The sequence below is a fragment of the Flavobacterium collinsii genome, assembly GCF_946903285.1.
Taxonomy (GTDB): domain Bacteria; phylum Bacteroidota; class Bacteroidia; order Flavobacteriales; family Flavobacteriaceae; genus Flavobacterium; species Flavobacterium collinsii.
In genome coordinates this window covers 2952081-2977583 of sequence record NZ_OX336425.1, presented here as the reverse complement: position 1 = coordinate 2977583, position 25503 = coordinate 2952081, and the positions used below count along the sequence as shown (strand labels likewise).

Here is a 25503-nt window from a genome sequence, read left to right as displayed (position 1 = left end):
ATATTTCGTGACGTTTTTTTTTAGAGAATTCTTCAATTTTCGATAAAAATGATTTTACACTAAACATAACTTTTTGATAATCAAATCATAACAAATACATAATTCTTAAAAGAGCATTAGTTTATCTGAATAATTAACAGTAATTTTGCACCCTATTTTAAATACACATATGAATAAATTTGAACAATTAGGATTGAATGAATCGTTACTGAAGGCGATTTTAGATCTAGGATTTGAAAATCCGTCAGAGGTACAGGAAAAGGCGATTCCCCTATTATTGGAAAAAGACACAGATATGGTTGCGTTGGCTCAGACAGGGACAGGGAAAACGGCAGCTTTCGGTTTTCCGCTAATTCAAAAGATTGATGCTGACAACAGAAATACACAGGCATTAGTTTTATCGCCAACACGAGAACTTTGTTTACAGATTACCAACGAACTTAAAAACTACGCAAAATACGAGAAAGGTATTAATGTTGTAGCAGTTTACGGCGGGGCTAGTATTACAGAGCAAGCCAGGGAAATAAAAAGAGGAGCACAAATTATTGTGGCTACTCCAGGGAGAATGCAAGACATGATTAACAGAGGATTGGTTAACATTAAAAACATAGATTACTGTGTACTTGATGAGGCTGACGAAATGTTAAACATGGGATTTTATGACGATATCTGCGCGATCTTATCAGATACTCCAGATGAAAAAAGCACATGGTTGTTCTCTGCAACTATGCCACAAGAGGTTGCCAGAATTGCAAAACAATTTATGAGCGAACCTGTAGAAATTACAGTTGGAACTAAAAATTCAGGTTCAGCAACGGTTTCTCACGAATTTTATTTAGTAAATGCACGTGACCGTTACGAAGCCTTAAAACGTTTAGCCGATGCAAACCCGGATATTTTCTCTGTGGTTTTCTGTCGTACTAAAAGAGATACTCAGGCTGTAGCCGAAAAATTAATTGAAGATGGATACAGCGCTGCTGCATTGCACGGAGATTTATCTCAGGCGCAACGTGATGGTGTAATGAAATCTTTCCGTGGAAGACAAATCCAGATGCTTGTTGCTACTGACGTTGCTGCACGTGGTATTGACGTTGATAACGTAACACACGTTGTAAACTACCAATTGCCAGATGAAATCGAAACCTATAACCACCGTTCAGGTCGTACTGGTAGAGCAGGAAAATTAGGAACTTCTATTGTAATTGTTACAAAAAGTGAGTTGCGTAAAATTTCTTCTATCGAGAGAATCATCAAACAAAAATTCGAAGAAAAATCTATCCCATCTGGAATCGAAATCTGCGAAATTCAATTGTTGCACTTAGCAAACAAAATTAAAGATACTGAAGTTGATCACGAAATTGACAACTATTTACCAGCAATCAACAATGTTCTTGAAGGTTTATCTAAAGAAGAATTGATTAAGAAAATGGTTTCAGTAGAATTTAACCGTTTCATTGCTTACTACAAAAAGAACAGAGATATTTCTTCTCAATCTTCAGGAGAAAGACGTGAAAGAAACGATTCTGAACCAAGAGAATTCAACAACAACGGAGCAGTTCGTTATTTTGTAAACATCGGTTCAAGAGATAATTTCGACTGGATGTCTCTTAAAGATTACTTGAAAGAAACATTAGACTTAGGTCGTGATGACGTTTTCAAGGTAGATGTAAAAGAAGGTTTCTCTTTCTTTAACACAGATCCTGAGCATACTGATAAAGTAATGGAAGTATTAAACAATGTACAATTAGAAGGACGTCGTATTAATGTTGAAATTTCGAAAAATGATGGTGGTGGAAGACGTGACCATAACGGACGCAGTGGTGGTGGACGTAGCTCTGGCGGACCAAGAAGAGAAGGAAGCTTTGCTCCAAGACGTGAAGGTTCAGGTGGTGGATTCAGAAGCGACAGAAACTCTGCTCCTAGAGAAGGTGGTTTCAGAAGCGACAGAAATTCATCTGCTCCAAGAAGAGAAGGTGGTTTTAGAAGCTCAGCTCCAAGAAACGAAGGTAGCTCAGACAGAGCACCAAGACGTTCTGAAAGCTTTGGTGATTCACCAAGACCAAGAAGACCAAGAAGAGATTAATAATTTAATTTCTTAAAATATAAATCCCAAATTCCAATCATAATTGGAATTTGGGATTTTTTTATACCGAGAATCCTTCTCCTTACCTCTTTTTAGTTAAACACTAAAAGCAATCCTTTTTTGCATTGTTAATTTTCTTATAATTATATTCCAAGACTGCGAAATATTTAATCCTGATTTACTACTTTTAGTGCTTTAAATCAGGATATGAAATATTTCGCAGTTTTCTTTTTTACACTATTATCAGCCGTTGGTTTCGCACAAGACGCCGAGTCTACAGCACCACAAAGAGTTTCAGGTTATGTAATCAACGACAATACCAAACAACCTCTTCCTAACGTAAACATCATCAATACAAACAAAGTACGTGGCGCAAAGTCTGATGCCAAAGGGTATTTTGAAATTGATGTTCAGCTTAATGACACCATTCACTTCTCGATTTTAGGTTTTCAATCTCTAAGAATCAGAGTAACCAATGACTGGATTAAAAACAAAGTAACCCGCATACAACTTACCGAAAAAGCAATTGCACTGGAAGAAGTAATCATTACTCCTTTTAAACTAACCGGCTACCTTGAAGTAGATTCGAAATTAATTCCAACTAAAGAAAATTATCGTTACAGTATTTCAGGCCTAACACAAGGTTACGAAGCAGGCGAATACTCCCCAAATGCTTTTGGAAAAGTACTGGGCTCTATTTTTAATCCCGCCGATATGCTTTACAATTTCTTTGGAAAAAACGGAAAAGAACTCAAGAAACTGAAAGAAATGCGAAAGGATGATACCGTTCGCAATCTGTTAGAATCAAAATACGATCGTGAAACAGTCTCCGTACTTTTAGGTGTCAGTAAAGACGAAATCCCTGAAATCCTGCAACGCTGCAACTATTCAGACTCCTTTATACAAACCGCAAATGATTTACAGATTATGGATGCTATTAGCGGATGTTACGAACAATATAAAGTACTCAAAAGGAATTAAAAAACTACTCTTAACTCAAAATCCTCAATTTTAAAAATTGAGGATTTTTTTATTCTACAAGCTTATAACTTAATCTTTATTTAATACACTTTCTTCAAAAATTGAAGGTTTTGATTGTTTTTTTGAGTAAATTAGATATCTTACTACTCTTGAGAATTCCGTTTCCAAAAAAACAATACAACCAATACCATGACAGATATTACTCAAAAAATCCTAAATTTTATTGACCTTCAAAAAGGAGAAGAAAATAAAAAATCGGTAATCGAAAACATAACCAGTGCAGTATCATTTAGAGGATCCAACATCTGGATTCTTGCCTGCGCCATTATTATCGCTTCTGTAGGCTTAAATGTAAACTCTACAGCCGTAATTATAGGCGCCATGCTTATTTCGCCTTTAATGGGCCCTATTGTGGGTGCTGGTTTTGGTTTAGGAATGTATGATTTTGAGCTTCTGAAAAAATCAATGAAAAACCTGTTGATTGCAACAGTTGTGAGTTTAACCACCTCGGCTATTTATTTTTATATTAGCCCATTCAAAGAAGCACAATCTGAGTTATTAGCCAGAACTTCTCCTAATATTTACGACATTCTAATCGCCTTTTTTGGTGGTTTAGTAGGTGTAATTGCCGTTACCAGAGTCGAAAAAGGAAATCCGATTCCGGGTGTAGCGATTGCAACTGCCCTTATGCCACCCCTTTGTACAGCCGGTTATGGACTTGCACTTGGAAATTACACTTACTTTTTTGGCGCGCTTTATCTTTATACGATCAACTGTGTATTTATCTGCATTGCAACTTTTGTGATTGTAAAATTCTTAAACTATCCCATTACAAAGCAACTGGATTTGCAACAGCAAAAGAGAGTCAAATACGGCATTACACTACTCATTTCACTATTAATTGTACCGAGTATCTATTTTGCCTATCAATTATATATCCAAAAAAGCTACACTTCCCGAACTGAAATTTTTATACAAAAAGAATTCCTAGATAAAGACTACCCTATTATTTATAAGAAAATCAAATACAATACTAACCCCAGAAGAATTGAACTGGCTTTTTTAGCCAAAAAATTTGATGACAATGAAATTATCAACCTTAATAAAAAACTGACTGGTTACGATTTGCCCAATACTAAATTAATTATCAGACAAGACACTGTTAATTTAAGAAAAGACATTATGAATCAAATCAACAACAATCAAAGTGTAGTCGACCAAAAAGACATCTTAATCAACAATCTCCGAAGTCAATTAGAGCAATATCAATTTAACACTGCTCAGATCAATAACGAAGCTAAAATACTTTTTCCTGCAATTAGTTCTTTAAAAATTGGAAATTACAATGTTCAGGAAGAACCCAATAAATCAAAAATAATCCCTGTAGTCCTTTTTCAAAGTAAGAAAAAAGTTGATTCAGAGACCAAGCAAAAAATGAAATTGTGGCTAAAAGAAAGACTTACCAAAGACTCTGTTGAAGTATATCAGCAAAATAATTAATAAGTAATAAAAATAGTTCTTACATTTATCAATATATCAATCAAATAACTAAAGTAAAAAATTATGTCAAAAGGTCAGGATGCTAAGAAAACAGCAAAAAAAGAACCGTTAAAAACGGCTAAAGAGAAAAAAGAAGAAAAGAGAGAAAAGAAAAACGCTCCTAAGAGAGATTAATTTTTAGTCACAGTTTACAGTCTCAGTCTACAGTTCTTTAAAACTGAATACTGAGACTGCGACTGAATACTAATATTATTTAACCGGAATATTCGAAAGGATTTCCAATACAAATTTCCAGTACTTCTGTGCTGATGAAATACTTGCTCTCTCGTCAGGAGAATGCGCACCGTGGATTGTTGGCCCAAAAGAAATCATATCCATATCCGGATAATTTGTTCCTAAAATTCCACACTCTAAACCTGCATGACAAGCTACTACTTTTGGTTTTTCGTTATTTTGCTTTTCGTAGATCCCAACCAAGGTATCTAAGATTTCAGAATTTACGTTTGGAGTCCAACCCGGATAAGAACCAGAAAGTTCTACTTCACAACCTACTAACTCGAAAGCAGAACGTAAAGCATTAGCCAAATCAAACTTTGAAGTTTCAACAGAAGAACGTGTTAAACAACCAACTGTTATTTCGCCATCTTTTACAATTACTCTAGCAATATTATTTGATGTTTCTACTAAATCATCCATATCAGCACTCATTCTGTAAACACCATTGTGAGCCGCATAAATTGCACGTATAATACCTTCCTGAACTCCTAAATCCATTACTTTCTCCGGTAAATCACATTTTACGATTTCAATAGATAAGTTCGGTTCAGTGGTTTTATACTCAGCCTTAATATCATTGATAATTTCCTGCATATCAAAAATATAGGCCTCATCAAACATTTCAGAAATAATTACTTTAGCGACACTTTCTCTGGGAATTGCATTTCTCAAACTTCCACCATTAATCTCCACTACCTGCAAACCGAAGTTTTCAAAAGCATCAAATAACAAACGGTTCATAATCTTATTAGCATTACCTAATCCTTTATGAATATCCATTCCCGAGTGACCTCCATTAAGCCCTTTTACAGTAATAATATGACCAACTGATCCTTCCGGAACCTCTTCTTCATTATAGGATCTTGTAGCCGTTACGTCAATTCCACCAGCGCAACCAATATCAATTTCGTCATCTTCTTCTGTATCTAAATTTAAAAGAATCTGTCCTTGCAGAATGCCTCCTTTAAGATTTAAAGCCCCGGTCATTCCCGTTTCTTCATCAATTGTAAATAAAGCTTCGATTGCCGGATGCGGAATATCTTTACTCTCCAAAATCGCCATAATTGTTGCTACTCCCAATCCGTTATCAGCACCAAGCGTCGTACCACGCGCACGAACCCAGTCACCATCCACATACATATCAATTCCTTGTGTATCGAAATCAAAAACAGTATCGGCATTTTTTTGGTGCACCATATCAAGATGTCCCTGCATTACAATTGCCTTACGGTTTTCCATTCCCGGAGTTGCCGGTTTTCTGATGATTACATTTCGAATTTCGTCTTCAAAAGTTTCTAAACCTAAGCTGTTTCCAAAGTTTTTCATAAATTCAATTACACGCTCTTCTTTCTTTGACGGACGTGGAACGGCATTTAAATCGGCAAACTTATTCCATAGTGCCTTTGGTTCCAGATTTCTTATTTCCTGACTCATTATATTTTGTTTGTAGTTTAACAATTAAGAGTTCCAAAGTTACAAAGTTTAAATGCTTTTTTTGTCAAAAATTTCACGAATTAGCACTAATCCCATTCGCAAAAAACAAATTCCGCAAAACGCTTCTTTTTTAGTTCTAATATTGTATTTATATTTACGTATCCAAATTTAAAATTGTGAAAAAAAAATACATCTTACCTCTATTTCTCCTTGTCCAGATTATCCTTTTAAAGATTCTCCCCTACTTTCCGGAATTCATCGAGCGCGTTTACAGTAATGGATTGTATTTAAAAATATCCCACTTGTCAAGAATACTCTTGGGCAAAATACCATTTTCTACCGGAGACATCATCTATTCTGTCTTGATTTTATTTTTGATCAGATGGATTTGGAAAACCCGCAAAACATGGAAACTCCAATGGAAAGACCATCTTTTAAAAGCTTTAAGTGTTCTCTCTATATTTTACTTTTTCTTCCACTTACTTTGGGCATTGAACTACTATAGAGAACCTCTTTTTGAAAAAATGAAGATCCACAAAGAATATACCGATGCTGAATTGCTGTCTTTTACAAAAAAGCTAATTATAAAAACTAACGAAATCCAATTTCAGATTACTAAAAACAATAATTCAAAGATTGTCTTCCCTTACTCTCAAAATGAGGCTTTCAAAATGAATTTAAACGGATACGAAAATCTTTCAAAAGAATATCCTTACTTCAAATATGAAATCCCCAGCGTTAAAAAATCGCTCTTTAGCCTACCGTTGACTTACATGGGTTTTGGCGGTTATTTAAATCCGTTCACCAATGAAGCACAAGTAAATGATCTATTGCCTATGTATAATTTCCCCGTAACGACTTGTCATGAAATGGCACATCAAATGGGTTATGCAAGCGAGAGTGAATGTAATTTTATTGGTGTACTGGCTTCTGTCAAAAATGATAATTTATATTACCAATATTCTGGTTACAGCTTTGCGCTAAGGTATTGTTTAGGAATCTGGCAGATCAAAAATGAAACTATTTTCAAACAATTAAAAAAACAAACACACCCTGGTATTTTAAAAAATTATCAGGAAAGTCAGGATTTCTGGAAACAATATGATACTTTTATCGATAAAGGCTTTCATATTTTTTATGACAACTTTTTAAAGATAAACCATCAAAAAGATGGTTTGGAGGGTTATAGTAAATTTGTAGATTTAATGGTGAATTATTACAAAACCAAAGAGTTATAATTTTTATTGCCACAGCTTATTAAAAAGAGTTTACTTTGGAGCTTATAATTAAAATGTAACATTTATAGAGTTATAATTTCAGATTCAAAAAGAAGAATTTATTTTAATTTCAATAAGCTTTTGTAGAAAAAATAATTGTAAGCTGTAACAAAATAGCTTTCAGTACTACTAATAAATTTATGAGCGAAAATCTAGAACAATCATTTGTTGCGCAATTGCAGGCAAATCAGAATATAATCCACAAAATATGTAGGTTATATACTGCCGGTGAAGACGCTCACAAAGATTTGTTTCAGGAAATTACCATTCAGCTCTGGAAAGCGTATCCAAAATTTAGAGGCGACAGCAAATTTTCGACCTGGACGTATCGTGTTGCCTTAAATACTGCTATTACCTTATACCGAAAAACTAAACGAACCGTATCAACCGTAGAATATGAAAGTCATCAGCATTTTATAAAAGATGTAGATTACAATTATGAAGAAGAAGAACAAATTAAATTGATGTACAAAGCCGTTTACCAACTTAATGACATCGAAAAAGCATTAGTTTTTATGTATTTAGAAGACACAGATTATCAAGAAATAGCAGAAACCTTAGGAATCAGCGAAGTGAATGCTCGTGTGAAAATGAATAGAATTAAAGGGAAACTTAAAAAAATACTAAATCCTTAAAAATTATTATGAAAGAACTGGATTTATTAAAAAAAGACTGGCAAAAGAACTCGGATTCTTTTGAACAAATATCGGAAAAGGAAATCTACAAAATGATCCACAAAAAATCATCTTCGATCGTGAAGTGGATTTTAATTATTAGCATTTTAGAGGTTCTGTTTTGGACACTGTCAAATTACTTTTCTAATGTAGACGCTGATCTAAAGAAAATGAATCATCCTGAGATCATACTATTTATGGACATTTTGATGTATTTTAATTATGTCGTGATTTTTGTTTTTATTTACTTTTTCTATAAAAACTACAAAACCATCACCACTACGGTTTCTACCAAATTATTAATGAGCAGTATATTAAAAACCCGAAAAACGGTTCAATATTACGTTTGGTATAATTTAGGCATGCTTGTGGTTTCATCTATACTAAGCTTTTTCATCGGATATGTTTACAATCCTGATATGGCGCTTATTAGAGAAAAACTAGCATTAAACGGAAAAGCGATGCTGTTTTCAATCGGTGCGATGGTATTACTTACCGTAGTACTTTTTGGAATGTTCTGGGGCATCTATAGATTGCTTTACGGAACTTTATTACGCAGGTTGTATACCAATTATAAAGAGTTAAAGAAAATTGATTTTGATGAGAGGCGTTGAGTACTAAGACTCAAAGAAACTAGTCGCTAAGCTTATTTTGAAACTTGAAACCTGAAACAAAAAAACAATCTAAAATCAGAAATCTAAAATCCCTAATAATCCCATCTTCTCATTTTATTAAGTTCTTCCTCTACTTTAATTTCTTCAGCTGGAATAACTTTTAAAAAAGAAGGATGCTGCTCAATTGCATATTCTACTTTTTCAACGATTTCTTCAATGGTATCGTTTTCATAATCAATATCAAGAGGTTCTTTGATGATAAAAGATTGTAAGATTCCTTTCTTCTTCATTCTCAATCCCTTTTTATCAAATGAACGACGGAAACCGTCTATAACGATAGGAATTACAATAGGTTTGTGCTGTTTTATGATATGTGCTGTTCCTTTACGAACAGGCTTGAACGATTTGGTTGTTCCTTGCGGAAAGGTAATTACCCAGCCGTCTTCAAGTGCAATTCTGATATTTTCAGTATCATTTGGATTAACATCACGTTTTTCTGTAACATCGACACCTTTTGCACGCCAGGTTCTCTCAACAGTAATAGCTCCAACATAGGCCAGGATTCTTGGCAATAAACCGGCTTGCATAGTTTCTTTGGCAGCAACATAATAAATATTCATCTTCGGCTGCCATAAATAACCAATATTCTTAATCGTATCCTGACGTCCGCTTAAACTTGCGTTAAACACATGAAACATGGCTACAACATCAGCAAAATAGGTCTGGTGATTTGATATAAACAAAACATTTGTATCTGGCAATGTCTTAATGATCTCAGATCCTTCAATCTGCAATTCATTAAAACCTCTATATCTTCGGTGAGTCATGGCGCCCAAAATACGGATCAACCATTTCTTGATGAATAATATATGTCCAAAAGGATTTCGTTTAAACAATCCCATAGCTGTCAAGTGTTTTTTTTTGTTAGGACGCAAACATACAAAAATTATTCTTTTAGCGATACCATAAAACAATTTCAGCAAAAACTGTTATAATCATGAATATCAAATTGTTATTTTTTCTTTTATGCTTTGTTGTCAAAAGTTATTTTTAAAACATCTCTCAATTCACTCAATATCATAGCTGTCGCCCCCCAAACAATATGATTTTGAATATTAAATGCCGGAACTAAAGCATTATTGGCATAAGAAGTTGATAATGTGACTTCGATAACAATTTCGTCGTTGAGAAAAACCGAAAGCGGTAATTCTATCACATCAGCTACTTCCCTTATATCCGGATAAAACAAAAGCTCTTCTTTAGAAATTCCCAAAAAAGGATGCACTAAAAAGTTACTTGGCGGAATGTACATAGGAGTAAACTGCTTGATTACCCTTATTTTTTCAGGTGCAACACCTACTTCTTCGTGGGTTTCCCGTAAGGCCGTCTCTTCATAATCAGCATCAGTTGTTTCATATTTCCCACCAGGGAATGCAATTTGCGACGAATGAACTCCATTATAAGCATTTCGGACGATTAGTACCAGATGAGTTTTCCCTTTTTTGGGATAAAACAACATCATGACCGCTGCAATACGCGGATTTTTATTCTTTAAATCAAGATTCTTTAAGGCTTCGAGGCGTTCTTTTGGAGCCATTTTGATATGTGCTGACTCCGCCGGTAGTACTACTGGAATTAAATCAGGAACATATTGCAAAAAATCTTGAAAATCCATAAGCAAAGTTTATTTTTGTACTTTTAAATAAAATATAAATATAGTCCAGAAAACGCGGTTCTACAAGTTTTCTAAAATCAAGTCCTAAAAATGTACAGTAAAGAAGAATCACAAAAGATAAAAAGAGAATTCTGGGTAGCATTCGCCGAAAAATACCCTCGCAAATGGGTCCTTTATGATACCAAAATTAAAGATTTCTCTTTTAAATTTTATGTTGATAATAAAAAAGCACAGGTTTTAATTGATGTTGAACACCGAAGTGATGAAAAACGAAATGCCTATTTTGAAAAAATTGAAGCGTTGAAAAATATTCTGGAAGAAGAATTCATTAAAGATTTGGTTTTCGAAAAAAACTACACGCTTGAAAGTGGCAAAACTATAAGCCGAATATGGATCGAAAAATCCGGAGTTGGTTTTAGCAACCGAAACAACTGGGACGCCATTTTTGATTTCTTCAATGAAAACATGCATGCTCTTGAGATGTTTTATCTGGAGTACGACGAGTTTATTAAAGATATTGAGTCTTAAAAAAGAGGTTTAGATGCAAAGGTACAGAGATTCTAAGATACTGGATCTGAAAATAAAAAATCCTGAATTTGATAATTCAGGATTTTTTTGCTCATTTCACACTACTAATCAAACAAAGCAATACATCTTTACACCTTTGTAGCTTTGTAACTCAGAACCTCAGACACTAAAAATATTATACACAATAATACGGTCGTCGTAGTTAATATAAAGCTGTTTACGGAAATCTTGTTTTTTTCGGGTGATGATTGATAGCTTGCAAGCTACACCATCATTGTCTTTACACATAAAAGAATACACAATATCGGTATCATTTTCTTCGCGTTCGATATAATCTAAAATACTAAAAAGCTGAATTTCCTGTGAATAAACAACAATTCTGTGTTTATTGGTGTCCAGAATTACAGACAAATTGACCAAATCAAGATTAGACCATTCTCCCCATTTCCCTTTTTCATTTTTTTCCAGAACACTAAAACCTGAAGTTTTAAATTGATAAGACTGACTATAAGTTTGCTGTAAACCAAGTCCGAAAAAAAGTAAAAGTATAAAAGTGCGTATAGAATTCATATTGTATTTCTTGCGGGTAATTTAGAATTCAAATTTAGCCTTTTCCTTGCAGGCAGCTTCAAAATCGGACATCATTTGTTGAATAATTTGCTCTACCGGTAAAATTTCATCAATTAATCCCGCGATTTGACCAATTTCAAGTTCACCTTCTTCAAGATCTCCTTCAAACATTCCTTTTTTAGCTCTCGCTCTTCCTAAGAGCTGTACTAAATCTTCTTTTGAAGGACATTTTTCATATAATTCCTGAACATCCTGATAGAATTTGTTCTTTACCAATCGAACCGGAGCCAGTTCTTTCAGTGTCAATTGTGTATCCCCTTCTTTAACTTTAACAATAGTTTCTTTGAAATTATCATGTGCCGAAGACTCTACTGAAGCAGCAAAACGACTTCCCACCTGAACACCATCGGCGCCCAAAATCATGGTAGCCAACATTCCCCTACCCGTCGCAATTCCTCCGGCAGCAATAACTGGGATCTGAATTTTCTCTTTAACCATTGGTATTAAAGTTAGGGTAGTCGTTTCATCACGTCCATTGTGCCCTCCTGCCTCAAATCCTTCCGCTACAATAGCATCAACTCCGGCCTCTTGCGCTTTCAAGGCAAAAACACTACTACTTACTACGTGCACTACTGTGATTCCTTTTTCTTTTAAAAAAGAAGTCCATGTTTTTGGATTTCCGGCGGAAGTAAAAACGATTTTCACGCCTTCTTCAACCACAATATTCATAATTTCTTCAATATTGGGATATAACATCGGAATATTAACTCCAAAAGGTTTGCTTGTTGCTTGCTGGCACTTCTGAATATGTTGGCGTAATACTTCGGGGTACATAGAACCCGCTCCAATTAATCCTAAACCTCCTGCATTACTTACTGCAGCTGCTAATTTATAACCACTATTCCAAATCATTCCTCCCTGAATAATTGGATATTTAATATTAAAAAGTTTTGTAATTCTGTTCATTCAAAAATGTAATTATTGTTTGATTATCTTTCCTGTTTTATGGAGACCATCTGCCTCAAAAGTATAAAAATAGAGTCCGCTTTTTAATGCTTCAACAGAAAGAATTGGATTTTGATTGGTAATTTGTTTTTCGATCAGCTTTTGTCCTAAAACAGAGTAAATGGAAACAAAAGCGGTATTGTTTTCAAACAAAAAGGAAACTGTTGTCTGGGTAGGATTTGGAAATACAGAAAAAACAGCATCTAATGACTGGAAATTTTCTACTCCTAAGGTGGCTCCAAAATTAGGAATTCCATAGCCGTAATTATTATTGGGCGCTGCATATCGATCTGAAGACTGCAAAATCATTTGCCGAATCTCTTTATTTGTTTTTGATGGAAAAGCCTGCCACAAACAAGCGATCATCCCCGCCATAATCGGACAGGAAAATGAAGTACCATTTATAGTTGTAATATTTCCTGCAGTATCCGACACAATAGCAGCGGTTCCCTGCGCCATAACTTCCGGTTTAATCCTTCCGTCAGAACTTGGACCAATCGAACTAAAACTAGATTTTACTTTTGAAGCTGTTACAGCACCAACAGTAATTACCGAAACAGCATCTGCCGGTCCGCCAATATGAGGCTCTGAGGTAGCCCCTTCATTTCCTGCTGAGGCCACAACAATTATTCCTTTACTAAAAGCCAGTTCAGCACCACGGGAGATAAAATTGGTCGTGCCATTCATATCGCTATAAGTATGACTATAATTGGCATTATCAAATTCAAAATACCCCAGAGAAGTTGTTATAATATCAGCCCCTACACGATCCGCTTCTTCTGCTGCTTCTACCCAATACGATTCTTCAACGGGATTTTCAGTAGGGTCATATTCTGTAATAAACAAATAATACGAAGCATCGGGAGCCGTACCCACTAAGGCGTTTTCTTTATAACCACCCATCGTCGAGAGCACCATTGTTCCGTGGCTGTCTCCTGAATAGAAATTGACATTTTTATTAACGAAATCATATCCTCCTAAAATCTGATTGTTGTCAATCAGCTTCTTAAAAGGTAAAGCTGTATTAACACCCGGAAAACCGGCATCTAAAACCGCAATTACTTTTCCTGAACCTGTTTTATTCTGTTGATGTAAAACTTGTCCGTTTAACATTTCTATCTGACCTGCCGAAGAACCGTAGGCATAATCAGTAGCTGATTTAAGTTTGTCTTTTACTTGAGATATCTTACTTTCAGTAACTTTTTTAGAAGTGGTATTTAAATTTTTATTGGCAAAAATCACTTTATCTACAAATGACAATAATTTAAGTGCCGAAATATCAGACTGAGTTCCCCGAATATGAAGTGCGTTCAACCATTTTGATTTTGCCATTACAGTTATTCCTGTACTAGATCTAATCTGACTGATATAAGAATCCTCTACAGGTGCATCGGTAACATCTAACACAATATTTTGATTGGCCCTTCGATCTAAAGCACGTTGTGTCAAAATTGAAAGAGGAGCATCTAAAGACGCTTGCGCATTTGGTTTATTTTTAAAATACACCCATGCATCTTCCTGCGAAAACATCGCAGAAGATAAAATCAATAATAAAAACACAAAACAATGCTTCATGATTACTTTTTTAAAGGTGAAACCTCCGTAAAAAAGTATAAAGCTAAGAAATTACTCCCGAACCAACTAATTCATTTTCTAAATACCAGGCAACAAACTGACCTTCCGTGATAGCAGACTGAGGTTCTTCAAAACTAACGTACATTCCATCTTCAAACTGGTGCAAAGTTGCTTTCTGCAATGGCTGGCGGTAACGAATTCTTGCCATTACTTCCATTTTTTCACCATTATTCAACTTCAAGTCTTCGCGAACCCAGTGTACTTCAGAGTTTCTAACAAACAATGCTTTTTTAAATAAACCAGGATGATTGCTTGTTAAACCGGTATAAATTGTATTAGTCTCAACATCCGTAGCAATTACAAATAAGGGATCTGTAGTACCACCAACATTTAGACCTTTTCTTTGTCCGTTTGTAAAATAATGTGCCCCCTGATGTTTGCCCATTACTTTACCCATTGTTGGAAGGTAATCCAGTTTTTGAGAATCGATTTTTAGTTCTTCTTCTAAAGAAATTCCTGTTGGTTTTTCAATAGTATAAATTGGGTCATTTTTGTCAATCTGCACAATAAGACCTTCTTTAGGCTGTAATTTTTGCTGTAAAAATTCAGGTAAACGTACTTTCCCAATGAAACAAAGTCCTTGCGAATCTTTCTTCTCAGCAGTAACCAATTCCATTTCAGCAGCAATTTCGCGCACTTCCGGTTTTGTCAATGCACCAATTGGAAACAAAGCTTTAGATAATTGTTCCTGAGACAACTGGCATAAAAAATACGACTGATCTTTGTTAACATCATTTCCGGCAATCAATTGATAAACCGTTTTTCCATTCACTTCAATTTCGCTTTTTTGGCAGTAATGCCCGGTCGCAACATAATCGGCTCCAAGACTTAGAGCGATTTTCATAAAAACATCGAATTTAATTTCGCGATTACAAAGTACGTCAGGATTTGGAGTTCTTCCTTTTTCGTATTCGTTGAACATATAATCAACGATTTTTTCTTTGTATTCTTCGCTTAAATCGACCGTTTGAAACGGTATACCCAATTTTTCGGCTACTAATAATGCATCGTTGCTATCTTCTAACCACGGGCATTCATTAGAAATCGTAACTGAATCATCGTGCCAGTTTTTCATAAAAAGACCAATAACTTCATATCCTTGTTGCTGCAATAAATAAGCCGCAACACTTGAATCTACTCCTCCGGAAAGTCCAACAACTACACGTTTCATTCTAAATCGTTTATATTTTTACAAGGCTGCAAAGATAAGCCCTATTTTTGATAATTACTGAAGTTTTAATTAGTTTATGCAATGCCATTGTAGACAAAACTTATTGCCTTTGTTACAAGCTTTCTGATCTAATAAATTGACTACCCAGAAATCTAACTTCACACATTAAAAAAATCTATTTTCCCAAAGGATACATTTATTCTCAGACCTACTCCGTCTTTGGTTTTGAATCTGCCTGATAACTACTTTTAGGATCACTCATGTTCACTTCTTTAGTCAGTTTTCCTTTTAAGTAGAATTGCCACATTCCTGCCTTTTTTCCTCTTAGAAACTTTCCTTTAGATGCTACAACACCGTCCGAATCGTAAAAAACAGCATCACCATTGTATTCATTATTCTTAAATGTACTTTGCTCCAAAAGAATTCCGTTTTGCCCGTACTTTTTATAAACACCGTCTTTCAGACCATCTTTGTAATTCATTTCTTCGGCTATTTTAGAATCCGGATAATAAACTGTTCTTACTCCTTCCAGTTTTCCGTCTTTATATTTCTCAAGCGTCATAAGGGCTTTTGAAGCTTTATGGTAATACTTCCAGTCCCCTTCTCTCGATTTGCCGATTTCTTTTCCTTCACTCACTTTATTCTTGTTCTGATCGTAAAAAATGGTATAGGAACTTCCGTCATTAGTCGTAAAATCACGAGTTGCGATAACATCTCCTTTTTTGGTATCATCAAAAAATTTAAAAACACCGGTTTCTTTTCCGTGATTAAAAGTACCTTCATAACGAGGTCGCTTAGAAACTTCATAAGTTCCTTTCCAAATCCCGTCTTTTTTGCCACTGGAATCTGATTTATTAACCTCTTGCGCTAACGCAAAAACGGTATTTAAAAAAAGTAATCCGACTAATATTTTTTTACAAATCATATCTTTTATATTCAATTTTAAACTTTAACGATTCTGATTTTGATAAAGTATATTTTAGGTATAAAAAAATCCCGATGAATCGAGATTTTTTTACTATTGTTATTTATTTTTTTTCTGAGCTTTCGCAGCTTCCTGCTGTTCCATTACTTCCTGAAGACGTTGTTGAAACTTACTTTGCTTTTTAGGCTCTTTTAATTTATTTTCCTGAATCTGAGCGTGAATTTTATCACTATCAACAATGTAATTTTTAATTACGTACATAATTCCAATGGTAATTAAGTTCGAAATAAAGTTATACAAACTCAATCCGGCACCATAGCTATTGAAGAAAATTAACATCATTAATGGCGACACATAAATCATGATTTTCATCATTTTTGCCATATCCGGCATACCTTCTTGTTGAGGTGCTGCCATTTGCTGGTCTCCAGATGTCATTTTCATGTAGAAGAAAATCGCAATTGCTGCCAAAATTGGGAACAAACTGATATGGTCTCCGTACAAAGGAATATGGAATGGTAATTTTACAACAGCATCAAAAGAAGATAAATCGTCTGCCCAAAGGAAACTTTTCTGTCTTAATTCAAAAGCTGCAGGAAAGAACTGGAATGAAGCATACATAAAAGGAAGCTGAATCAATGCCGGAATACATCCTGCCATTGGGTTTACTCCTGCTTTATTGTACAATTTCATGGTTTCCTGTTGTTTCTTCATTGGGTCTTTTTTGAATTTTTCTCCCAATTCTGTAATCTCAGGACGTAAAACTTTCATTTTAGCCTGTGAAAGGAATGACTTATAAGTAATTGGCGACATCGCCAATTTTATAATAATTGTAAAGATGATAATCGCAATTCCTAATGACAATCCAATCGTTGAACTTAAAAATCCGAATAATGGAATAAAGATAAGCTTATTAATCCATCCAAAAATCCCCCATCCTAATGGGATAATTTTTTCAAAGTTTTTATCGTATGATTTTAATACTTTATAATCAGCCGGTCCAAAATATAAGCTCATTTTATAATCTAATTCTCCATTAGAAAAAGCCAAAGGAACTGTTGCTTTAAATTGCTTAACAAAAGTAGTATCTATTTTTTCATCTTTTACCAAAGCATCAGATTGCAATTTAGATTTTTCAAATGGTTTATCAGTCGCTAAAATAGCCGCAAAAAAGTGTTGCTTAAAAGCTACATAACTCACTTTTTCCGGAGTATCCTCTTTTCCTACACCGTCACTTACTGAACTGTATTTTTCGTCTCCATATTCATATTCGAGCTGCGCATAACGTTTTTCGATAGCAATACTTTTCTCATTTCTATACGATTTTAAATCCCAAACTAAATCTAATGGTTTAGAAGAATTTAATACCTTATTCAAACCTTGTGAACGAACATCAAAACCAATTAAATAATCATTTGGTTTCAATACATATTTATACTCCAAAAATTCATTAGCCCCCGCTTTCAAACGCATAGTCAAAATTTGATCTTCACCGTTTTTAGTCAACGCTGGCTCAAAATAAAGATCTTTAGAATTTAAAGTTCTGTTATCAGTTGTTTGTAATTGAATGTTTAGATTAGAATTATTGTCTTTAATTAATTCAACTAATTTTTTGGAATCTTTCTCAAATCTTTCAAATCCTTTTAACGTAGCTTCTACTATAAATCCTCCTTTGTTGGCGATTTTTAGTTTAATCTTTTCGTTTTCAATAGTTGTAAAACCTTCTTTGGCAGAAGAAAGTGTAGCAGAATAAGCAAAACCACCTAATGTTTTTTGTAATTGCGCCAGCTGAACTGTATCTCCCGGAGTTGCAGCAACAACCGGTAAAACAGCTGTTTTAGTTTTATCCGCTTTCGCTTGTGCTTCTTGTTTGGCAACTAGTTCTTTCTTTGCTTTTTCAGCAGCAATCTCTTTATCAGAAGGCTGATTTTGGTACATAATCCAAATCAAAATTCCAAATATCAATACAAAACCAATGATTGAATTAAGATCAAATTTTTTTTCTTCCATTATAGTTTAAAAAAGTTATTCGTTAAAAAGGTATTAGTGATGAGATCAACCCAAAAGTTACACTTTTCAGAATATTAATTATTATTTTTTATGCGCATTCACTGCAGCAGCCACAAAGTTTACAAAAATCGGATGTGGATTTGCTACTGTACTCTTGTATTCAGGATGGTATTGTACACCAATGAAAAATGGATGATTTTCAAGTTCTACAATTTCTACTAAACCTGTATCCGGGTTCACCCCTGAAGCTTTTAAACCTGCATTTTGCAGTTCGTCAGCATATTTATTATTGTATTCGTAACGGTGACGGTGACGCTCAGAAATTGTTTTTTGTCCGTAAATTCTATACGCAAGTGTGTCCGGTTTGATATCACATTTCCAGGCTCCTAAACGCATTGTTCCACCTTTATCAGTCACTGTTTTTTGCTCTTCCATCAAGTTCACTACCGGATGAGGCGTTTTGTCGTTCATTTCTGTAGAGTTTGCCTCTTTGTAACCTAAAATATTCCTTGAATATTCAATTACAGACATTTGCATTCCTAAACAAATTCCAAAAAACGGAATATTATTTTCACGTACGTAACGTACGGCTTCGATTTTTCCTTCGATACCTCTTTCTCCAAATCCCGGAGCAACTAAAACTCCATCCAGACCTGCCAATTTTTCTTTGATATTTTCAGCATTAATGTGTTCTGAATGTATCGAAATTACATTTACTTTGGTTTCATTTGCAGCACCTGCATGAATGAACGCCTCTAAAATAGATTTGTAACAATCCTGCATTTCTACATATTTCCCAACCAAACCAATATTTACGGTGTGTTTTGGATTTTTTAATCGGCGTAAAAAAGTATTCCAGTTTTTAAGATCCGGTAATGCTTTCTTAGGCAAATCTAATTTTTTCAAAGCTACTACATCTAATCCTTCTTCAAGCATTAAATTTGGAACTTCATATATGGTTGAAGCATCAATTGACTGAATAACCGCTTCTTTTTTAACATTACAAAACAAAGCCAGTTTTTGACGTAATTCCTGAGACAATTCATGCTCGGTTCTACAAACCAAAATATCTGCTTTGATACCACTTTCCATCAACGTTTTCACGGAGTGTTGCGTTGGTTTTGTTTTCAACTCACCCGCAGCAGCCAAATATGGAACCAATGTTAAATGAATAACGATTCCGTTATTTTCACCCAACTCCCAAACTAACTGACGAACAGATTCTATATAAGGTAACGATTCAATATCACCAACAGTTCCACCAATTTCAGTAATTACAATGTCATAATCGCCGGATTTACCCAACAATTGCATTCTGTCTTTGATTTCGTTAGTAATATGAGGAACTACCTGAACTGTTTTTCCTAAAAACTCCCCTCTTCTTTCTTTTTCGATTACCGAAAGATAAACTCTTCCTGTTGTAACGTTATTCGCCTGAGAAGTTGGAACATTAAGAAAACGCTCGTAATGACCTAAATCTAAATCTGTTTCAGCACCATCATCCGTTACATAACATTCTCCGTGCTCGTATGGATTCAACGTACCAGGATCCACATTGATATACGGATCAAATTTCTGAATAGTTGTACGGTATCCTCTTCCTTGTAACAATTTTGCTAAAGATGCTGCGATAATACCTTTTCCTAATGAAGAAGTCACACCGCCTGTAACAAAAATATATTTTGTTTGATTCATTCTGTTGTTGTTTGTATTGTAGTTGTGTAAAAAACTTGGCAAAAGTACAAATTTAATTAGATAATTTATCAATTAGAGAATGAGATAATTTGCAAATTTTTAATTAGAACGATTGCCTGTTTCCGTAATCAATAATTTTAACTTTTAATTAGGTGTTTTTTTGAAGAATGCTCCTAATTATATTTTTTAATCTTGCCTTTTTTTATGCTGGTAAATTGGGCTATAAGGTAAATTATTTGAGTTTATACCTCAGGTTATCAAAGAATCGTTCAATCAATCGTCTGTCTTCGGTAATAATCTCAGCGGTTCCTTTTGCTTCGGCGTGAAAATTCAATTCAACTCCGTAATTCGTCTTTAATCCGTGAGGTAAATCTATATCTACAAGATAAGAGTTGATTTTATTCTGATTGTCTGAAAGCGTCTGTTGATTGGTCACCAATGAAATTCTTCTAACCCTTCCTTTTATGGAGCCATATTCGTTAAAAGGATAATTGTTCAGTTTTACGATTACCCCTTGTCCGACTTTGACCTTTCCCGAACCATTTTCCAAAAACCAATAAGTTCATTTGGCGTTGCCGGTCCTCCTGTTGATGATTTTTTTATTTCCGTCCTGAGCAACAACGTTAAACGAAAGTAACAACAAGCAAAACGGAGCGATATTCTTCTTAACTTGTGACATTTTTATCATTTATTTTAGTTTTATATTTTTCTTTAATTCTCCCTAACAAATTATATCGCTTTAGATTCCAGTATCTCAGTTTTTGTAATACTGTATCGCATTGGCATAGGTCTCAACACACTTTGTAGTGCGCAGGAAGTTTTAAATTCCTTAAAATGGTAAAACATGATTTCTAAAAATCTATCATAAGTCAATACCCCTTTATTCCATTCAATATCTTTAGATATACCATCAATGTATAGAAAATCATAGTAGACTTTTATTCGGGATTCTTTCTGTTCTTTTTCAACAATATAGCTCATACTCTCTATTGGATTGTCTATCTCTAATATTGAAGTTCCCCTTTTTAATTCTTCAAAAAGAAAATTGCATTCCTCGAAACCAAAATATTCAGGATTAGTAAAAACCTTTTTATAATCTTTACTTTTCATAAACAATCTATTGATGTATTCTTTGTTTCTGAACAAACAAAACGAACCTGTTATATACTGTGGTCGGCTACTGATTATATCATATTTTAAAATTATATCAGGAAAGAAAGTTCGAATTGACCCAAAAACAATATCAATGTCATGGAAAGCCCAGAATTTATACTTTCTAATAATATCAGAAAACAAAAATCCATAGGCGGGTTTAAAATCACGTAATTTTGAGGGGGTATCAATGTTTATCTGAAAACCTAACTTTTTATAAGCTAAAACTTTTATCTCATCAAGGATTCTGATAACGATTTTGACATTTTTAGATTTGTTTTTGATTTCCTCCTGATTGTCAGTAATGATATAGAAATCAATAGTTGGATTAAAAGAGCAGGAATGTAAAAAATAAGGGAAGTACCACGGGTATTCTCCATACCAACAGGTAATACATGCAATTGAAGCGGGTTTAAACATACAAATCATATAGTTTCTAAAAGTTGATTATTTGCAATTTTACAATTGCCCTTGTGGTATCAACTTGCTTTTGGAAACTATTACAATTCAATTTCAAATGTAGTAAAACAAACCTTAATAAAAAAGGATTTTTCTTACTTTATTACTCAGATTTGTTTTATTGAACATTACAGATTTCTTTCACAGATTATCTTCTTTAACTCAATCAATTTTCACTGTAACTACTGATTATACAATTCAATAAACTCTAAGATCAAAGCAATACTGTAGGCTACTACTATAGGAACGGATATGCAGTAAAAGCTCAACGTTTTACTATTAAAAAAGAGGTCATCTTCAGTGAAAAATTTTAACTTCTCACATACTTTATAAAAAGTCATCCAAAAAATTATCATTAAGAATAAGCCTATCAGATGAATTTTAAAATCTTCATATTGTACTTTCATGGTTTCATTTTTTTCTTCTTAGGATACATACTGTCTATCACTTTTTTTAGGTACAATATCTTTTTCTATATAAAAAAGTACGAGGCCCCTATCGCCATCTTATAAAATTGGCTCTTAAATAGTTACTCTAAAAAAGTAATTCTTCATAACGTCTATTGTTAGATTTTTATTCATTGTACAATTTAAAAAATTCTCGAATCAAGGTAAAAATCAAGCCCATAATTATAAAAGAATCTAAATAAAATCTAAAACACAGACTTTTTAAATAAATATCTTTTCTTTTTAAATCTTTAGGATTATGAATTTTTCTAAAACGTATAATCCAAAAGACGACAAGAAAAAGTATACCGAAAAAATAAATTATCAAATGCTCATATTTGTTCATAGTCTTCTATTTACGCACTGTACCCATATATTCAAACCAACGATCTGAATTTAAAGTAAAACCAAGTTTTTCAGAGACTGAAACTTTTATTTCATGAAGGGTTTTGAAAACGATGGTGACGTTTTCAGGCTTATTTTCGATTTTCTCCTGATTATCTGTGATGATATAAAAATCAACACTTGGATTAAAAGAACAGGAATGCAAAAAATAAGGGAAATACCAAGGGTATTTTCCGTACCAACAAGTAAGACTTGCTATTGAAGTAAGTTTTGACATAAAAAAAATATTATAATTCTAAAACATTGACTTGTACACATTAAAAAATTCAGTCTTGAATTCTGTGGTATCAATTTGTTTTTAGAAATTATAATATTTTGTATTCCAAACTTAGATAAAAAAAATTAAACCACAAAGGATTTTTCTTACTATTTTAAAGGTTTAGGATATTGTTTTTTAATATTACGAATCAATTCCTCGAGTCCGTTCAATTTTAGCTCATAAATAAGCGCCAATTGCTGTCCTAGTTCTCCTTTTGGAAATCCCTTGTTGTGGTACCAAACGACGTAATATTCGGGTAAATCGATTAAAAAACGGCCTTCGTATTTTCCGAAAGGCATTTTGGTATGGGCTAATTTGATGAGAAGTTTTTTGTCTGGTTCCATTTTTTTATAAAGAAAAAAGAAGCAAGAGGAAAGATTTTCTTTTCTCTTGCTTCTGATTAGTTGCAAAGCTATTAATTTTTTCTTTTGCCACAGATTAAAAAATAGTTTTCAGTCTCAGTTTTTCAGTCTCAGTTTACAGTCTCAGTTTACAGTCTCAGTTTACAGTCGCAGTTTTCAGTCGCAGTTTTCAGTCTCAGTTTTCAGTCTCAGTTTTCAGTCTCAGTTTTCAGTCTCAGTTTTCAGTCTCAGTTTACAGTCGCAGGGCCTTAACCTTTTTTTTAAACGTACTGCCAAACTAACGATTAATAAAAGACAGCTATTAGGGTAAATGATTTCGCCACGAATTCACAAATTATACTTAGAATAATTCATGAATTCGTGGCGAATATTTAAACTTAAAACCTTAGTACCTTAACACCTCAGAACCTTAGTCCCTTTTTTAATAATGCCATCTCACGAAAGCTTCCATTGCGGCATAGGTCGCTAAACCTAACTGTTGGTACAAAGCAGCTGTTTCGGCATTTCTGTCTTCGGCTCTTTGCCAAAATTCTCTGGCATCGGTTCCCTGGAAAACAACACCATCTTTTTGAGATTGATGCTTGAAGATTCCGTGGCGTTTTGCCAATACCTGATCCGGGCTCATTGGCACAGCCATCTCTACTTCGTCAATTCCCCATTCCTGCCATGCTCCACGGTACAACCACAACCAGCAATCCTCCATAAATGATTTTGGTTTCAGTGCTTTTACGGCTTCAAAAATAGCGTCCAGACAAACTTTATGTGTTCCGTGTGGATCTGCCAAATCTCCTGCAGCGTAAATTTGATGTGGTTTAATTTTTTCAATTAAGTCCATCGTTAATTGAATATCTTCTTTCCCAATTGGTTTTTTCTCGATTGTTCCGGTTTCATAGAATGGTAATTCCATAAAATGAATCTGGTCATCCGTTAAACCTACGAAATGACTGGTCGCTCTCGCCTCTCCTTTTCTGATTAATCCTTTGATGTAACGAACCTCAGGAATATCAATTTCGCTGTTCTTTTTATTGGTTAAGAAAGTTTCCGCTTTTTGGTAAATATTGTCAGCTTCGGCACTTTTGATTCCGAATTTTTCATTGTAATCAATTACGAACCTTGCAAAACGCAAAGCTTCATCATCGGCTACTGCAATATTTCCAGAGGTTTGATACGCCACATGCACTTCATGTCCCTGCTCCTGCAAACGCATAAAAGTTCCTCCCATACTGATGATATCATCATCCGGGTGCGGACTGAAAATCAATACTCTTTTTCTGGCAGGCTCTGCTCTTTCAGGACGATTGGTATCATCGGCATTTGGTTTACCTCCCGGCCATCCTGTGATTGTATTTTGTAATTTATTGAATATTTTGATGTTGATATCGTATGCAGGACCTGAATCAGCCAATAAATCACTCATTCCGTTTTCGATATAATCGGCATCGGTAAGCATTAAAATTGGTTTTTTAAGCTGAAGTGCTAATCCTAAAACCGCTTTACGGGTCAATTTATCGGTCCAGATCACTTTTTCTACCAACCATGGTTTGTTGATTCTGGTTAGTTTTGAAGAAGCCTCTTTGTCTAAAACAAAAACAGCATTGTTGTGTTCCTGTAAAAATGAAGCCGGTACACGGTTGGTCACTTCATCTTCTACTGATTTTTTTACAATATTTGCTTTTCCTTCTCCCCAAGCCAGTAAAATTACCTGTTTGGCTTCCATAATCTTTTTAACTCCAAGTGTAATTGCTGTTCTTGGTGTATTACTCAATCCGAAAAAGTCTTTACTTGCTGCTACTCTGGTAATATGATCTAAAGCCACTAAACGTGTTTTAGAGTTTTGTAACGATCCCGATTCATTAAAACCAATATGTCCGTTACCTCCAATTCCAAGAATCTGCAAATCGATTCCGCCAAGTGCTTCTATTTTTGCTTCGTAATCGTGGCAATAATCCGCAATTTGCTCTTTAGTTAAAAGTCCGTCCGGAACGTGGTAATTCTCAGGTAAAATATCGACATGATCAAACAACAATTCTTTCATAAAACGAACGTAACTGTTGATTGAATTAGGCTCCATTGGATAATATTCATCCAGGTTAAAACTAATTACATTTTTAAAACTCAAGCCTTCTTCTTTGTGTAAACGTACCAGTTCAGCATATAACCCTTTTGGAGAAGAACCAGTTGCCAGACCTAAAATACAAGGTTTATTTTCTTTTTGCTTGGATTGAATTAAAGCCGCAATTTCCTGAGCTACTGCTTTTGACGCATCGCCAGAATTTTCAAAAACAACTGTATTGATGTTTTCGAATCGTTTCTCGAACCCCGTTGCTTTGTCGATTTTACTTTTTAACATGATATAGTCTTTTTAAT

The 25503-nt window shown here is 34.3% G+C and carries 22 protein-coding genes; 7 read left to right on the top strand and 15 right to left on the bottom strand.

The features are described from left to right. Window positions 1-169 precede the first annotated feature (169 nt). The 3 genes from OGZ34_RS12280 (at window position 170) to OGZ34_RS12270 (ending at window position 4564) form a co-directional block, all read left to right on the top strand. Entirely contained in the window at window positions 170-2083 is a 1914-nt protein-coding gene (locus OGZ34_RS12280; protein WP_173966892.1) for a DEAD/DEAH box helicase, read from the top strand. A gap of 207 nt (window positions 2084-2290) precedes the next feature. Continuing rightward, window positions 2291-3064, top strand: a complete 774-nt coding sequence (locus OGZ34_RS12275) for a carboxypeptidase-like regulatory domain-containing protein (protein WP_173966893.1) — start codon at window positions 2291-2293, stop codon at window positions 3062-3064. A 189-nt stretch (window positions 3065-3253) separates the two neighbouring features. Then, window positions 3254-4564, top strand: coding sequence for a TIGR00341 family protein (locus OGZ34_RS12270; RefSeq protein ID WP_263360376.1), 1311 nt, complete (start codon window positions 3254-3256; stop codon window positions 4562-4564). Between the two features lie 249 nt (window positions 4565-4813). Here OGZ34_RS12270 and OGZ34_RS12265 read toward each other — a convergent pair whose 3' ends face one another. After that, window positions 4814-6274, bottom strand: coding sequence for an aminoacyl-histidine dipeptidase (locus tag OGZ34_RS12265; protein ID WP_263360375.1), 1461 nt, complete (start codon window positions 6272-6274; stop codon window positions 4814-4816). Window positions 6275-6450: 176 nt separating this feature from the next. Here OGZ34_RS12265 and OGZ34_RS12260 point away from each other — a divergent pair, with 176 nt between their 5' ends. The 3 genes from OGZ34_RS12260 (at window position 6451) to OGZ34_RS12250 (ending at window position 8839) form a co-directional block, all read left to right on the top strand. Beyond that, entirely contained in the window at window positions 6451-7512 is a 1062-nt protein-coding gene (locus OGZ34_RS12260; RefSeq protein WP_263360374.1) for a DUF3810 domain-containing protein, read from the top strand. 179 nt (window positions 7513-7691) lie between these two features. After that, complete coding sequence (locus OGZ34_RS12255) at window positions 7692-8186, top strand: RNA polymerase sigma factor (protein WP_263360373.1); 495 nt, start codon at window positions 7692-7694, stop codon at window positions 8184-8186. An 8-nt stretch (window positions 8187-8194) separates the two neighbouring features. Continuing rightward, window positions 8195-8839 carry a hypothetical protein gene (locus OGZ34_RS12250; RefSeq protein ID WP_263360372.1) on the top strand — a complete coding sequence of 215 codons (645 nt, stop codon included), beginning with the start codon at window positions 8195-8197 and terminating at the stop codon, window positions 8837-8839. A gap of 92 nt (window positions 8840-8931) precedes the next feature. Here OGZ34_RS12250 and OGZ34_RS12245 read toward each other — a convergent pair whose 3' ends face one another. Next, window positions 8932-9741 carry a lysophospholipid acyltransferase family protein gene (locus OGZ34_RS12245; RefSeq protein ID WP_173966898.1) on the bottom strand — a complete coding sequence of 270 codons (810 nt, stop codon included), beginning with the start codon at window positions 9739-9741 and terminating at the stop codon, window positions 8932-8934. 122 nt (window positions 9742-9863) lie between these two features. Next, complete coding sequence (locus OGZ34_RS12240; protein ID WP_263360371.1) at window positions 9864-10514, bottom strand: NUDIX hydrolase; 651 nt, start codon at window positions 10512-10514, stop codon at window positions 9864-9866. Window positions 10515-10604: 90 nt separating this feature from the next. Between OGZ34_RS12240 and OGZ34_RS12235 the strand changes: the two genes are divergently transcribed. Continuing rightward, window positions 10605-11042, top strand: a complete 438-nt coding sequence (locus tag OGZ34_RS12235) for a DUF4268 domain-containing protein (protein ID WP_263360370.1) — start codon at window positions 10605-10607, stop codon at window positions 11040-11042. Window positions 11043-11201: 159 nt separating this feature from the next. On the opposite strand, the gene OGZ34_RS12230 is transcribed toward OGZ34_RS12235, so the two are convergent. From OGZ34_RS12230 to nagB, 12 genes are all read right to left on the bottom strand, one after another. Beyond that, the gene (locus tag OGZ34_RS12230) at window positions 11202-11612 is read right to left on the bottom strand and encodes a hypothetical protein (RefSeq protein ID WP_263360369.1); all 411 of its coding nucleotides are present in this window, start codon (window positions 11610-11612) and stop codon (window positions 11202-11204) included. A gap of 21 nt (window positions 11613-11633) precedes the next feature. Then, entirely contained in the window at window positions 11634-12578 is a 945-nt protein-coding gene (locus tag OGZ34_RS12225) for an NAD(P)H-dependent flavin oxidoreductase (protein ID WP_263360368.1), read from the bottom strand. Between the two features lie 12 nt (window positions 12579-12590). After that, on the bottom strand, window positions 12591-14192 hold the full coding sequence (locus OGZ34_RS12220; protein WP_263360367.1) for a S8 family serine peptidase: 1602 nt from the start codon (window positions 14190-14192) through the stop codon (window positions 12591-12593). Window positions 14193-14235: 43 nt separating this feature from the next. Next, the gene (mnmA, locus tag OGZ34_RS12215) at window positions 14236-15423 is read right to left on the bottom strand and encodes a tRNA 2-thiouridine(34) synthase MnmA (RefSeq protein ID WP_263360366.1); all 1188 of its coding nucleotides are present in this window, start codon (window positions 15421-15423) and stop codon (window positions 14236-14238) included. Window positions 15424-15631: 208 nt separating this feature from the next. Further along, on the bottom strand, window positions 15632-16348 hold the full coding sequence (locus OGZ34_RS12210; protein ID WP_263360365.1) for a toxin-antitoxin system YwqK family antitoxin: 717 nt from the start codon (window positions 16346-16348) through the stop codon (window positions 15632-15634). A 99-nt stretch (window positions 16349-16447) separates the two neighbouring features. Next, entirely contained in the window at window positions 16448-18358 is a 1911-nt protein-coding gene (gene yidC, locus OGZ34_RS12205; protein ID WP_263360364.1) for a membrane protein insertase YidC, read from the bottom strand. 81 nt (window positions 18359-18439) lie between these two features. Continuing rightward, the gene (locus OGZ34_RS12200) at window positions 18440-20053 is read right to left on the bottom strand and encodes a CTP synthase (protein ID WP_173966906.1); all 1614 of its coding nucleotides are present in this window, start codon (window positions 20051-20053) and stop codon (window positions 18440-18442) included. 232 nt (window positions 20054-20285) lie between these two features. After that, window positions 20286-20603 (bottom strand): HlyD family secretion protein, encoded by a 318-nt coding sequence (locus tag OGZ34_RS12195; RefSeq protein ID WP_263360363.1) that lies wholly within the window; start codon window positions 20601-20603, stop codon window positions 20286-20288. A gap of 179 nt (window positions 20604-20782) precedes the next feature. After that, complete coding sequence (locus OGZ34_RS12190) at window positions 20783-21625, bottom strand: DUF6625 family protein (protein WP_263360362.1); 843 nt, start codon at window positions 21623-21625, stop codon at window positions 20783-20785. Window positions 21626-22462: 837 nt separating this feature from the next. Beyond that, entirely contained in the window at window positions 22463-22732 is a 270-nt protein-coding gene (locus tag OGZ34_RS12185) for a DUF6625 family protein (protein ID WP_263360361.1), read from the bottom strand. 149 nt (window positions 22733-22881) lie between these two features. Beyond that, complete coding sequence (locus tag OGZ34_RS12180; RefSeq protein WP_173966915.1) at window positions 22882-23118, bottom strand: DUF3820 family protein; 237 nt, start codon at window positions 23116-23118, stop codon at window positions 22882-22884. Between the two features lie 439 nt (window positions 23119-23557). Further along, the gene (gene nagB / locus OGZ34_RS12175; protein ID WP_263360360.1) at window positions 23558-25486 is read right to left on the bottom strand and encodes a glucosamine-6-phosphate deaminase; all 1929 of its coding nucleotides are present in this window, start codon (window positions 25484-25486) and stop codon (window positions 23558-23560) included. Between the last annotated feature and the right edge of the window lie 17 nt (window positions 25487-25503).